The sequence below is a fragment of the Pseudomonas sp. COW5 genome (assembly GCF_026240005.1).
Taxonomy (GTDB): Bacteria; Pseudomonadota; Gammaproteobacteria; order Pseudomonadales; family Pseudomonadaceae; genus Aquipseudomonas; species Aquipseudomonas kribbensis.
In genome coordinates this window covers 2,149,931-2,163,131 of record NZ_JAPHVP010000001.1, presented here as the reverse complement: position 1 = coordinate 2,163,131, position 13,201 = coordinate 2,149,931, and the positions used below count along the sequence as shown (strand labels likewise).

The window sequence follows — 13,201 nt, the reverse complement described above, 5'->3', positions numbered from 1 at the left end:
GAACAGAAGGTTTTTATGACGACTCAAGCAAAGCAAAAACTCGCGGTGGCCGTGGCGGCCGCGCTGGCAGTCGGCGTGCTGGTGTATCTGGCGATGCCCGGCCTGTTCGGCAAGCGCACTCAGCAGAACACCAACGACGCGTTCGTCTCCGCCGACTTTACCTTGGTAGTACCGCGTGTGGCAGGGTTCATCAAGGAAGTGCTGGTGGAAGACAACCAGCAGGTCAAGGCCGGGCAATTGCTGGCGCTGATCGATGATCGGGACCTGCGCGCCGCCGCCGAAGCCGCCGATGCGCACACCGTGGTTGCCCGGGCGCAATTGCAAAACGCCAAAGCCACCCTGGAGCGGCAGGCATCAGTGATAGCTCAGGCGCAGGCGTCGGTGGTCTCGGCCAAGGCTGAAATGGCCTTCGCCCAGCAGGAATTGAACCGCTACAACCATCTGGCCGGCGTCGGTGCCGGCACCGTGCAGAACGCGCAACAGGCACGTACTCGCATCGATCAGGCGACTGCGCGGCTGGACACCGCCACGGCCAAACTGGCTGCGGAGCGCAAACAGGTCGAGATTCTGACGGCGCAGCGCGATGCCGCCGAGGGCAGCCTGAAACAGGCGCAGGCGGCGCTGGAAATCGCCAGTTTCGAGCTGTCCTACACGCGCATCACTGCGCCTCAGGACGGCATGATCGGCGAGCGTGCCGTGCGGGTCGGCGCCTACGTGACACCGGGCAGCAAACTGCTGGCGGTGGTGCCGTTGAAGCAGGCCTATGTAGTCGCCAACTTTCAGGAAACCCAGCTCACCGATGTGCAGCCCGGACAGGATGTTGTGGTTCGAGTCGACAGCCTCGGCGGCGAAGCCCTGAGCGGTCGCGTCGAAAGCATCGCTCCGGCCACCGGCGTGACCTTTGCCGCCGTCAAACCGGACAACGCCACCGGCAACTTCACCAAGGTCGTGCAGCGGATTCCGGTGAAAATCCTGCTGGAGCCTGGCCAGCCACTGGCCGAGCGCCTGCGAGTGGGCATGTCGGTGGAGGCGAGCATTGATACCAAAAGCTCGGCGACGTCGGTGCGTGAGGTGACGCAGCGATGAAGCGCATTCAATCTCTGACGGTTGTCCTGAGCCTTTCGGCGCTGGCGGCCTGCACCGTCGGCCCGGACTTCCAGAAGCCCGAAGCCACGCAGATTGCCGAGTGGGCCAAACCCGGCAAATCCGCACCCAGCCAGGCCGTCAGCGAACCCCTGAACGAGCGCTGGTGGGAAGTCTTCCACGACGCGCAACTTTCCGCCCTGACCCAGCGCGCCGTGAGCAGCAACCTCGACCTGAAACTGGCCAGCAGCCGTCTGCAACAAAGTCGCGCCGCACGTCAGGTGATTACCGCCGACCGTTATCCGGCAACTGCTGCAACCGGCAGTTACGCCCGCAAACGCAACAGCGGCGAAGGCTTGAACGACCCGTCCGGGCACAACGGCGCTTCTGCCTTCAACCTGTGGGATGCCGGTTTCTCTGCTTCCTGGGAACTTGATTTCTGGGGCCGGGTGCGCCGGGAAACCGAAGCCGCCGATGCCAATCTCGAGGTGGCGGAAAACGACCGTCGCGGTGTCTTGCTGGCGGTACTCGCGGACACCGCGCAGAACTACATCCAGTTGCGCGGCGTGCAGAACACCCGCGCGGTCACCGAGCAGAACCTCGATGTCGCGCGGCACAGCCTGAAACTCTCGCAACTGCGGCTCAACGACGGCGTGGCCACCGATCTCGACGTGGCCGAAGCCGCCGCGCAAGTGGCGGCCATCGAATCGCGGCTGCCGGCGCTGGAGCAACGTCAGGCGCAACTGATCAACGCCATCAGCTTGTTGATGGGCGAGCCGCCGCAGGCGTTGGCCAAAGCGTTATCCACAGACGCGCCAGTGCCGCAGTCGCCGCCGCAAGTCGCCATCGGCCTGCCGTCGCAACTGGCCGAGCGCCGCCCGGACATTCGCCAGGCCGAAGCCCGGCTGCATGCCGCCACCGCCAACATCGGTGTGGCCAAGGGCGATTTCTATCCGCGCATCACCCTGTCCGGCAACCTCGGCTCGCAGGCCATGCAGCTCAGCGATTTTGGCTCTTGGGGCTCGCGGGCCTTCGGCATCGGCCCGCAATTCAGCCTGCCGCTGTTCGACGGCGGCCGCTTGCGCGGCGTGCTGCAACTGCGCGAAGCCCAACAGCAGGAAGCCGCCATCGGTTATCAACAGACCGTGCTGCGCGCCTGGCACGAGATCGACGACCAACTGACCGCCTACAACGCCAGCCAGCGTCGCCGCGACAGCCTCGCCGAAGCCGTGCGCCAGAACCAGATCGCCCTGCGCACCGCGCAACAGCAATACGTCGAAGGCGTGGCCGACTTCGTCAACGTTCTGACCGTACAAGGCGCACTGCTCGCCACCCAGGAACAATGGGTGGAAAGTTCCACCGGCGTTTCACTGGCGATGGTCGGGTTGTACCGGGCGTTGGGCGGGGGATGGGAGTCGGTGTATCCGGTGGGGGAGATGGTGCAGCGCTGATTCTCGCACCCGAATGATGGCCTTTCGCTTGACGCTAAACCCCGCTGTCGTAGACTCCGCTCATCCGTCAGGGAGTAACGGTTATGCGGCGTTTTCGTGGTTGGGTTGTCGGATTGACCTTTGTAACGTGTGCAGTTCAGGCGCAAACGCCTGTGCCAGACGATCCGCTGCAGGATAACGCTGGGGCCGCCAATGCCTCGGCCAGCAGCGAAGCACGGGGTGTGTTGCGGGCGCGGGATCAGGCGACGCTGGCCAGCGAGTTGTCCGGGCGGATTGTCGAGTTGCCGTTCAGCGAGGGCGAGTCGTTCAAGAAGGGCGATACCCTGGCGAAGTTCGACTGTTCGGCCTATCAGGCCCAGTTGAACGCCGCGCAAGCCGCCAGCCGTGGCGCCGGCGAAGAGTTGGCGCACAACCGGCAACTGGCGGCGCTCAATTCTGTCGGGCGTTTCGAAGTGGCCCGGGCCGAGGCCAAGGTCAGCGAGACCCAGGCGCAATCTCAGGTTTATCAAGTCCAGGTCAAACGCTGCAGCGTGGTCGCGCCGTTCGACGGGCAAGTGGTCGAGCGCAAGGTGCAACGCTACGAAAGCGTGTCGGCCGGGGCGCCGCTGCTCGATGTGGTCGACAACCGTACCCTGGAAATCCATTTGCTGGTGCCGTCGCGCTGGATGGCCAGGCTCAAGCCCGGCCAGACCTTCAGTTTCGTTCCCGATGAAACCGGCCAGCCCATCGACGCCACAGTCAAACGTCTTGGCGCGCGGATCGATGAGGGCAGCCAGACGCTGTTGCTGGTCGCCACACTCCCTGAAGCCAAAGGCCTGCTCGCCGGCATGAGCGGCACCGCGCGTTTTCCGGAGCTCAAGTGAACGCCCCGGTGAGCGGCGGCGCCGAGCAGGTGTTCGCGCGGTTTCTCGATCTCGAACGGCAGACCCGCGCCGCCCGCGATGCGTCGCAACTGGCCTACAGCCTGGTCAATGACGGGCAGCCGCTGTTCGGTTATCGGCATGCGGCGCTGCTGATCGCCGGCAAGGTACAGGCGGTGACCGGCGTCAGCGCGGTGGAGCCGAATGCGCCGTTCGTGGCGTTCGTCGAGCAGGCCGTGGCGCAGTTGTTCAAGCAGGATGTGTTGAAGGTGGCGCGGGTGATCGCGCCCGAAATGGTCAGCGAACCGATCCAGAGCGACTGGCGCAGTCTGTCGGCGCTGCAGGTGTTCTGGCTGCCGCTGATCGACCGCGAGGGTCAGGTGTTCGGCGGATTGTGGCTGGCCCGTGATGTGCCGTGGAACCCTTCCGAACAAGTGCTGCTGTCGCAACTGGGCGATACCTACAGCCACGCCTGGCTGGCGTTGCAACCGCGCAAGCCGTGGCGGCTGCGCTGGACCCGCAAACGCCAGGTGGCGCTGGTCGCTGTGCTGCTGCTCGGTTTGTTGATTCCGGTGCGCCAGTCAGTGCTGGCCCCTGCCGAAGTGGTGCCCTTGGGTGGTCGTGTGGTGGCGGCGCCGCTGGACGGGGTGATCGCCGAGTTTCTGGTCAAACCCAATCAGAACGTGAAAACCGGCGATCTGCTGCTGCGTTTCGAAAGCACCACCCTCAAGGCCCAGGCCGATGTCGCCGAGCGTGCGCTCGGTGTGGCCGAAGCCGAACTCAAAGCCAATTCCCAACGTGCATTCGCCGACGCCGAATCCAGTTCACGTGTGGATCTGCTGGCCGCCCGGGTCGAGCAGAAACGCGCCGAACGGGATTACGCCCGAGAACTGCTCAACCGCAGCGAAGTGCGCGCCGAGCGTGACGGCATTGCGGTGTTCGCCGACGCCGAGCGCTGGACCGGCAAACCGGTGCAGACCGGCGAACGGCTGATGGAAATCGCCGACCCGAACCAGGCCGAATTGCGCATCGAGCTGGCGGTGGGCGACGCGATTTCGCTGGAGCCGGGCGCCGACATTGCGTTGTTCCTCGACAGCGATCCGCTGCAACGCCACGTCGCCCGACTTGAGCGTTCGGCCTATGAAGCGCAACCCACCGCTGGCGGCCAACTGGCCTATCGGCTGGATGCGAATTTTACCGACGCACCGCCGCGTATCGGCCTGCGCGGCACGGCAAAAATTTTCGGCGACCGCGCGCCGCTGGCGCTGTATCTGCTGCGCCGCCCTTTGGCCGGTCTGCGTCAGAGCGTGGGCCTGTAAATGAACCTGCCGAGCCTGCGTGCCGACCTGCAACTGTCGCCCGCGGCGCCGGCGCTGGACGGCTCGCCGCGCTGGACCCTGGCCGACCCGGTGCGCGGGCGCTACTTCAAACTCGGCACGGCGGCGATGCGCCTGTTGCGCCACTGGTCGCTGGGCGATCCGGAGCAAGTGCTGCGCGCCGCCAACCGCGAACCGGGCTTGCCACTGGACGGCGTCGAGCTGGAGCAACTGCTGACGTTTCTGCGCGGGCATGACCTGATCAGCGCCCTCGACGATCAGCAACGCGCCAGCTATCAGCTCAAGGCCCTCGCGCAACGCCAGAGCCTGTGGAAAATCCTGCTCCATCAATACCTGTTTTTCCGCATTCCATTGTGGCGCCCGGATGCTTTTCTCAATCGAGCGTGGCCGTGGCTGCAACGCTTCGGACCAAGGATTTTGCGCTACGGTTTTCCGGCGACCCTGGGACTCGGGATGTTTCTGGTGTCGCGGGACTGGCAGCGCTTCGTTGGCACCTTCCCGCACCTGTTCAGCCTCGGCGGGGCGATTTCGTTCGGTGTGGCGCTGTTCTTCGCCAAGCTCTGCCACGAATTCGGCCACGCGTTCATGGCCAAGCGCGCCGGGTGTCGGGTGCAGAGCATGGGCGTGGCGTTCATGGTCTTGCTGCCGATGTTCTACACCGACGTCAGCGATGCCTGGCGGGTCAATGAGCGACGTGCGCGGCTGTTGATCGGTGCCGGCGGGGTGCTGGCGGAATTGCTGTTGGCCTGCATCGCGTTGCTGGTCTGGTCGTTGCTGCCGGACGGCCCGGCACGCACGGCGGCGTTCATGCTCGCGAGTGCGACCTGGATCACTACGCTGGTGGTCAATCTCAACCCGTTCATGCGTTTCGATGGCTACTTTCTGCTCAGCGATCTGTGGGAGGTCGACAACCTTCAGGGCCGGGCCTTTGCCTTTTGCCGCTGGCGCCTGCGGGAATTCTTGTTCGGCTATGGCGCACCGGCGCCGGAGCCTTGGTCGCCGGCGATGCAGCGGCGTTTGCTGATCTGGGGGTATGGCTCGTGGTTATGGCGTGCGGCGTTGTTTTTCGGGATCGCGCTGGCGGTCTATCACCTGTTCTTCAAGGTGTTGGGGATTTTCCTGATGCTAGTGGAACTGGTGTGGTTCATCTTTCTGCCGATCATGAGTGAGTGGCGCCAGTGGTGGAGCCGCCGTGACCAGGCTCACGGCCCGCGCGTGCTGCTCAGCAGCCTGGCGGTGCTTGGCCTGTTGCTGGTGCTGGTCGTGCCGTGGCGTAGCGCGGTCGAACTGCCGACGATGCTTGAGGGCGGTCGGGCCAGTGCGTTGCATGCGCCGGTGGCGGCGCGGGTCAAAACGGTGAAGGTTGCGGACGGCCAGAAGGTTGCGCAGGGCGACGTGTTGATCGAACTGGAATCGCCGGACCTCGATTCGCGGCAGGCCATCGTCCGCCGGGAAATCCAGATTCAACAATTGCTGATGCGCCGTCAGGCCGGTCGCAGCGAAACCGCCGCCGACGCCGGCATCGTCGAACAACGCCTCGCCGAAGCCGTGGCGGAATACCGGGGCCTGTCCGCCCGCCGCGAACGCCTGCTGCTGCGGGCACCCCACGCCGGCACGGTGCGCGACTTGTTGCCGAACCTGACGCCGGGCCGCTGGCTGTCGAGCAAGGACGCGCTGGCCCGGGTGGTCGAGGACGGCTCGCGCCTGCGTGGTTATGTGGCCGAAGCTGAACTGTGGCGGGTCAAACCGGGGGCCACCGGGCGGTTTATCGCCGACGATCCGATGCATCCGGCGATCACCGTGAAACTCGATGAAATCGATACCAATGGCGTGGCCTATGTCGATCAGGAAGCCCTGACGTCCGACCATCACGGGCCGATTGCCGTGCGCCGCGATCAACAGCAACGGGCGGAACCGGTGCAGGCGCAATACGGCGCGCGATTGACTACGCTGGATCAGCCACCGACGCCGGTACAGCCGTTACGCGGCGTGGTGGTGTTGCAGGGCAGCGGCGAATCGGTGCTCGGCGTGGCCTGGCGTCGGCTGGCGGCGCTGGGGGTCAGGGAAAGCGGTTTTTAGGGAGCGTGAAGATGACGGAAAACCTGGCAGCGGACGGATTGGTGGTGCGGCCTTCGCGGGCGACTGACGGCCCCTTTCTGCAAAGCCTGTATCAATCGGCGCGGCCGGATCTGCAATGGATCGACGGCGATCAGGAACAGGTGCAGCAAATCGTTGCCCAGCAGTTTCAGGTGCAGGAGCAGGGCATGGGTGAAAGCCATCCCAATGCCATGCACTACGTCGTGGAAAAACTCGGCACGGCCATTGGCGCGCTGAGCACTGACTTTGGTCCTAATGAAATCCGCGTGTTGTACATCGCCTTCATCCCTCAGGCTCGGGGCAAGGGGTACGGTCGTGTGGTGCTGCAAGGTGTGCAGAAGGCAGCGCAGCAAGTCCGCTGCCCGGTGGCGACGGTGGTCTGGGCCAACAATCCCCATGCGCGCCAGCATTACCTGGCGCTGGGATTCGCGGTGGAAGACCGCAATCCGGCGGCGGAGCGGCTGGTGTGGTATCCACAGGGTTGAGTCAAATCATCGAGTTGATATCGAAGGTGTGCGGCGCGCCGATCTTGTGGCCGTAGAGCGTCGCCAGCAGCGGGTCATCTTCGGCGGCGTCCGGCGCCATGGCGAGCTGTTCGGCTGCAGTGTTTTCCGGGTGCAGCTGCCAGCGCGGCAGGCTTTCGGCCAGCCGTTCCGGTTGTTCTGCCAGTTGCCCGTAAACGTCTTGGGTCGTGATGCGTCGATGGCGAAGGATTGCCAGGCGCTCACGTGTCACGCGGATTTTCTCGACTTCACGATTAAGCGCCTCAAGGGTGCGGGACTGAGTGCGCACGTAACTGTCCGGGCGCCCCGGCAGGTTGTTGCGCCGGGTGCGCAATTGGTGGGTGATGCGTTCCAGGGCCGACTCCACCACGGCAAACTCCCGTTCGGTGACCAGCGAACGGCTTGATTCCTGGGCCTCCTGCCAACGCCGCAACACCGCCCAGCACGCCGGAATGTACGCCCCGGTCATCGAGTGATGCCCGGCGTCGAAAATCTGTTTGAGCAACGTCGGTCGATCCGGCAAACCGCGCCGCTGCCGGATCGCTACATCGCATGCGGCGTGCTGGGTAATGGTGTCGCAACCCGGCTTCCACAGGATCGAAGACACCTGCTGACGCCTGAACTCCACCGGCATGGCGTGCCGCAGGCTGCCGTGGTGGTCATAGGCTTCCCCGGTCCAGTTGGTGATGCCGGCGACGAACACCGACAGACCCACCGGCACATTGACGAACGTCAACGCCGCCCCGGTACCGTAGATGTCGGCCTTGGTGTTCATCCAGCTGCCGGGCACGCTGGGCACCGGGTCGTTGTGATTGACCATGCGGTGATGCACGAGATCGGCTGCGCCCTTCACGAAATCCGCGTCGCCGGCGCGGGGGGCGCCGTAGGTGTAGAGCTGGATGTTGTAGTTGAACCCGGCTCTTCGGCGCAGCATTTCCGAGAGCAGTAATGTGATCGCACCTCCGAGGCTGTGGCCGCAGATCAGGAGGTTTTGGCCGGTGTAGAACTTTTCGAGGTATTTGACGGCGAAGTCGTAGGCTTTCTGCACAGCTTCATAAAATCCTCGATGTACCTGGCCGTCGCCTTCCTCAAACGGCACTTGAAGGGCGTCGGCATCACGTAGGCCGTCGGCGATTATCTCGGCAGTGCCGCGCACAGCGATCAGGATCAGTTCGTCGTTGTGGGTGATGAAGGCTTGGGTGTCGGTGCTGTCTCTATTACCGATGTCATCGAGGAAGTGGACGCTGGCCGGGTGTTCCGGATCCCGTTCAGTCGTGTACCTGTTGACTGCATAGAGGTTCGGGTCAAACGGGATGATCTCTAGCCTTCTTGAGTACGGAACATCCTCGTATATCGGGTAATAGGCTTTGGTCTGAGCGTTGTCGACTTTCCACAGTTCCTCTCCCTTGGCCAGTGCATCGCCGAACCAGTTGCCCACGCTGGGTTGCAGCGGAAATTCAACGGATCTGGTTTCGGCGGAAGGGACTTTGGGTTCCTGGCCGAAAGGGCAGTAACTCAGGGTCGCCATCAATGCGAGCTGGTACAGGTTGAGTGCACAGAATGCCGGAGTTGTGGATAACATCGGCCGCAACGCGCGTAGCGGGCGCACTTCAAGAACGGTGTGACGTTGCGGCATCAGCGCTACGCCAAGTTTTCCATGTTCGCGCATGATTGCAGCGCACCCGGAATCGAGGGGGTAATCGCGATAAACCTCGGGCGGCAGGTGCGAGGCATGCCTGACAAGATGACGGACTTCGACTTGAAAGTAGTCCGCACCGTCTGCGATCTCAGGTCGCTCACGCGTACGAATGGCACCCAGATTCAAGTAGCGGGTTTTCTCGGCTCGGACTTGGAGCTCGGTGATTTTGAGAGGGTAATACTGCCTTTCCATCATGCGCAGATAAACTTTTTCGTTCCCTTTGTAAGCTTGCTCGAAGAGTAGAGAAATCGGTCCGCCAAAATGGTTATCTACTTTTCCAATTCCTTTGTTATCCAGGCAGCCGGCGTATTTGTATCCCTCCGAGTCGGTTACAACGTAGGCTAAACCGGCATAGGGTTCGCCTGAGCAGTGCTCATCGACCAGCTGAAAACTTGTCCATTTTCCGCCTGTGGGGCAAGTCAACATCCGGCTGCCCAAGGGTGATTCCAAATCCTTTTCCAATAACGTCATGGCGCGATCTCCTTATTCTGTGCAGCCCGGATAGATGGTGCAGATACGGCCATTCGGCATGGTGAAAGTGCTGAAGTCGGTGTAGTTACCGCGGCAGAAAGCATCTTGGTCTTCAAACCTTTCGCCCATGCACCGTTTCCAGCCGTTTGGAAACTGAACCCATGTGTCTCTGAAGTAGGGTTTTTCCTCCCTTGCTAATTCAATTTTCATCCTCACCGTTTTACCCGGTAGTTGATCAAGGCCATAAGCGGAATAAGTCTTACCTGTCCCACGTACTCCTTGGGCATCAGTTGTTTTGCAATCAAGAATCTTGACGATGCGGCGTTGTGCGCCAGCTGTCCGGAACCACCATTCACATTGACCGTAAAAAGTACTTTCACCTGCCTCATTGAAAGTGCCTTTGTACTGCTCCTCTATATCGCTCCCCAAAAAGACCATGCCTTCGTCCCCCCCAAAATCTCCCCGTGCTTTGTAGTAACTCGCGTTGATCTCCAGCGCGATCCTGCTGATGACCAACGGACACCCCTTAACCGTCTTGCGAATCGTGATTTCGGCATCCGGCTTGTAGTCCGTTCGCCACTTGCTGTTGAACACCGGGGCAAGGTTGTCGCGTCTGTCGAGGGTGCAGGTCTGGCCTTTCTCGGGTACGTAATAAACCGCCGCGACATAGGCAAATTCCGGCGGCAGGTCGGCAGTGAATTTGAAGGTGTTGGGCGGTTCGGTTCTGCACCCTCCCAGTGCCGCGAAACAGCCGATCAGACCGAGGCTTTTGAGCGGAATTTTCATGTGGGCATCTCCCCGTTCCAGTGCTTCGAAAGCTGGTAAACCCGATTAAAGTGTTCATCCGGCGTTTCGTCCGGTCGGGCTTGCCAATGGGGTGCGGGATTCGGCGTTTGCAGGCTGTGGATCAGCAGAAACTCCAGCCGCTCCGGTGCCAGCCAGCCCCAGGCTTCGGCCTGGGTCAGTCGTTCACGGAGCCAGATTTGCGGATCCTGAACGCACGCCAGCGCGGAATAAGCCTGCACATGCCTGGTGGCCAGCAGAAAGCGGTGGGCATTGGCCAGGCGAATCTCCATGGCTTGCTCGTCAGGCATCGGCAGTTGCAGCCACGGCGGCGTGTCCGGCACGGGGTAGCTGCCCGGCGCGGGGTTGTCGGTCATCTGCCAGTGCGAGCCCTGCCAATGGCAAACGCTGATCGCCGGCCCGAGATACGCCGGCAAAGCATCCACCGGCAGATGCTCCAGCGCCCGGGCCAGCACCCGGTTGTCGTGAAAGCGGTACAGCGCCTGATGCGGACGGACGCCGACGATCAGCCGCTCCTGCCAGTGCCGGACCCAGGTCTTCAGCTCATCTTTGCCCAGGCTGGCCAACCATCCCCAATGGCTGTCCGGTCTGTCGAGCAGGGCGTCGAGACGGCGGTCGTCGGGCTGGTCGAAGGTGAAGAGGAACGGGCCGGTGTCGGCCAGTTCGGCGACTGCGGTTTCGCCGTAGACGCTGGCGTATTGCTCGTAACGGCTGCTCTTCAGCCAGCGCTGGCGCATGTCACGCTCGTTCTGCGAGTCGAGAACCAGGCACAGGAGGCAACCGGCGCGGTGTTGTTCGATCAGCCAGCGTCGTACAAGGGCGTCGCTCATGCGGCAGCCTCCGGGATCGGGCACGCGCCTGTGCGGCAGGCTTCGCAGATCGGGCAGAAATCCGCGCCCAGGTTTTTGCTGGCGGTCATCAGTGCCTGTTGCGAAGGGGCTACCAATGGCGGCAAAGGCGCAGGCGCCGACAGGTCTTCAATACCGTCGGGCTGCAGCAGCGGGGCGCGCAGGAAGGGCGCGGGCACGCCGCCGATCAGCAAGTCGCTGCTGCCGAAAAGACCGCTGTGATCGAGGACAAAATGCTCGCCACCGACTTTCAGGCTGATGCTTTTTCCTGCCTCCAGCACCAGATGTTCGCCCGCGCTGAGGCACAGCTGTCCGGCGGCTTCGGTCGTCAGTGATCGACCGACCCGGGTGTGGCTGTTTTCGCCGACGTGCAGGTAATCGCTGGCCTTGAGATGGGTCTTGCGATGACCGGTGACGAGGCGGTGTTCTTCCGCGTGCAGCGCGCTGAAACTGTTGCCCCTGATGGATTCCCGGCGTTGGTTGCCGATGTCCAGATGACTGTCGTGCTCGACCTTCTGTCGCAGGTCGCGCTGGGCGCGCAGGTAAATCTGCTCCTGGCCCGCGCGGTCTTCGATCATCAGCTCGTTGAAGCCTGAGCTGTCCGGCGAACTGCGGGAGCGAAACACGCTGCGGGTCTTGTGCGTCGGCAACTCGTAGGGCACCGGGTTGGCGCTGTTGTTCAGGCAACCGCTGATCACCGGACGGTCGGGGTCGCCGTGGAGAAAAGTCACCAGTACTTCCATGCCCACCCGCGGGACGATCACGCTGCCGTGGGCATTGCCGGCCCAGCTCGAGGCCACCCGCAGCCAGCAACTGCTCTTGTCGTTGTGGCGGCCTTCGCGATCCCAGAAGAACTGCACCTTGACCCGGCCATACGGGTCGCAATGGATGTCTTCGCCTTCCGGGCCGGTGACCACCGCTGTCTGGGTCGAACCGATGTGGGGTTTGCGAAAGCGCAACGGCGGTCGATGGATCGCCTCCCAGGGCGTTGCCGTGAAGTGGTTGCGATAGCCCTGGATGAAGTCCTTCTCGGGATCGGCTGACGCGTGGCCAGCGGTTTCCTCCAGCACTTGCGGTTGCTTGCCTTCATGGCGGATTTCGGTCAGCAGCCACAGGTCGTTGAATGCCGGATCGGGATGTTCGGCCATTGACAGAAAATGCCCCGACACCAGCGTCGGTTCATTGCTGTCGCCTTCTCCCAGGCAACCATCGGCGCGGTGACCTTCCAGGGCTCGCCGGGCCAGTTGCTTGCCGTGCTCGCGATCGAGGTAGCGTCCCGGGTATTCGTAAACCCCGGGATCGGGCTGGAGATACCGATCGGGGTTGCGGGCATCCGCTTCCAGCAACATTCGCGCCTTTTTAAAGTCGTAGGCGCGGCTGGAGGCGTGGTTGGGCCGGGTTTCGAGCCGATAGTCGAATCGCTGAATCACCGCTCTGTCGGCCACCATGGCGTTGTGCGGTTTAAAGCGTGTTGGCCGAGCGAGGCGGGGGAACACGGTCTGGTCGTCGCCAAAGACCAGCAGGTGTCGGTCGCGGCTGTGCCGGAAGTGGTAATGCAAGCCGTCTTCCTGGCACAGGCGCTGGATGAAGTGCAGGTCGGACTCGTTGTACTGCACGCAATATTCACGATCCGGCAACGGGTGGCCGAGCTGGAACCGGTAGCGATCGGCGTGGATGCCATGCTCTTCGAGAATCTGCGCGATGATTCGCGCAACGCTCAGGTTCTGGAAAATCCGCTGATTGACGCGATGGCGCAGATTGGCCAGGCAAGGGGCGAGGGTCAGGCTGTATCGCGTCAACCGTTCGCCGATATTGCCTCGGCCGATGTGCTGGATCTGTCCGTGTATGCCGTGGCCGTGGTCATCGAAGGCAAGAAAGGCCTGTTGGTGCATCAGGCCCGCAAGATCGGCATCCGGTCTGGTGCCGACCAGCTCGACTTTAAAGGCAAACGGCTCGCTGATGGCTTCGCTGCCGCTGAAGGACAGCACTTGAAAATCGTGTTTAAAGTCGTCGGTCGTAAGGCGAAAGCGTGCGTTGGCATTGAACAT

At 62.7% G+C, this 13,201-nt stretch carries 10 protein-coding genes; 6 read left to right on the top strand and 4 right to left on the bottom strand.

The window, feature by feature from the left end; translation table 11 throughout:
• Nucleotides 1-15 precede the first annotated feature (15 nt).
• The 6 genes from OQ248_RS09785 to OQ248_RS09760 all read left to right on the top strand — a co-directional run bounded on the left by OQ248_RS09785 (nucleotide 16) and on the right by OQ248_RS09760 (nucleotide 7,313).
• Nucleotides 16-1,086 carry an HlyD family secretion protein gene (locus OQ248_RS09785; protein ID WP_265812728.1) on the top strand — a complete coding sequence of 357 codons (1,071 nt, stop codon included), beginning with the start codon at nucleotides 16-18 and terminating at the stop codon, nucleotides 1,084-1,086.
• On the top strand, nucleotides 1,083-2,534 hold the full coding sequence (locus OQ248_RS09780) for an efflux transporter outer membrane subunit (protein ID WP_265812727.1): 1,452 nt from the start codon (nucleotides 1,083-1,085) through the stop codon (nucleotides 2,532-2,534). The genes OQ248_RS09785 and OQ248_RS09780 overlap by 4 nt, the downstream gene beginning before the upstream one ends.
• Nucleotides 2,535-2,617: 83 nt before the next feature.
• Entirely contained in the window at nucleotides 2,618-3,397 is a 780-nt protein-coding gene (locus OQ248_RS09775; RefSeq protein WP_265812726.1) for an efflux RND transporter periplasmic adaptor subunit, read from the top strand.
• Nucleotides 3,394-4,713, top strand: a complete 1,320-nt coding sequence (locus OQ248_RS09770; RefSeq protein WP_265812725.1) for an HlyD family efflux transporter periplasmic adaptor subunit — start codon at nucleotides 3,394-3,396, stop codon at nucleotides 4,711-4,713. Before OQ248_RS09775 ends, OQ248_RS09770 begins: the two co-directional genes overlap by 4 nt.
• The gene (locus OQ248_RS09765) at nucleotides 4,714-6,810 is read left to right on the top strand and encodes a biotin/lipoyl-binding protein (RefSeq protein ID WP_265812724.1); all 2,097 of its coding nucleotides are present in this window, start codon (nucleotides 4,714-4,716) and stop codon (nucleotides 6,808-6,810) included. It abuts the gene before it with no gap.
• A gap of 5 nt (nucleotides 6,811-6,815) precedes the next feature.
• Nucleotides 6,816-7,313, top strand: coding sequence for a GNAT family N-acetyltransferase (locus OQ248_RS09760; RefSeq protein WP_265812723.1), 498 nt, complete (start codon nucleotides 6,816-6,818; stop codon nucleotides 7,311-7,313).
• A gap of 1 nt (nucleotide 7,314) precedes the next feature.
• On the opposite strand, the gene OQ248_RS09755 is transcribed toward OQ248_RS09760, so the two are convergent.
• The 4 genes from OQ248_RS09755 to OQ248_RS09740 are packed head-to-tail and all read right to left on the bottom strand — an operon-like array spanning nucleotide 7,315 to nucleotide 13,201.
• On the bottom strand, nucleotides 7,315-9,501 hold the full coding sequence (locus OQ248_RS09755; RefSeq protein ID WP_265812722.1) for a lipase family protein: 2,187 nt from the start codon (nucleotides 9,499-9,501) through the stop codon (nucleotides 7,315-7,317).
• Between the two features lie 12 nt (nucleotides 9,502-9,513).
• A complete protein-coding gene (locus OQ248_RS09750; protein WP_265812721.1) occupies nucleotides 9,514-10,287 on the bottom strand; it encodes a hypothetical protein in 774 nt (257 codons plus the stop codon).
• Nucleotides 10,284-11,135, bottom strand: a complete 852-nt coding sequence (locus tag OQ248_RS09745) for a DUF4123 domain-containing protein (protein ID WP_265812720.1) — start codon at nucleotides 11,133-11,135, stop codon at nucleotides 10,284-10,286. The genes OQ248_RS09750 and OQ248_RS09745 overlap by 4 nt, the downstream gene beginning before the upstream one ends.
• Nucleotides 11,132-13,201 carry a type VI secretion system tip protein VgrG gene (locus tag OQ248_RS09740; protein WP_265812719.1) on the bottom strand — a complete coding sequence of 690 codons (2,070 nt, stop codon included), beginning with the start codon at nucleotides 13,199-13,201 and terminating at the stop codon, nucleotides 11,132-11,134. The genes OQ248_RS09745 and OQ248_RS09740 overlap by 4 nt, the downstream gene beginning before the upstream one ends.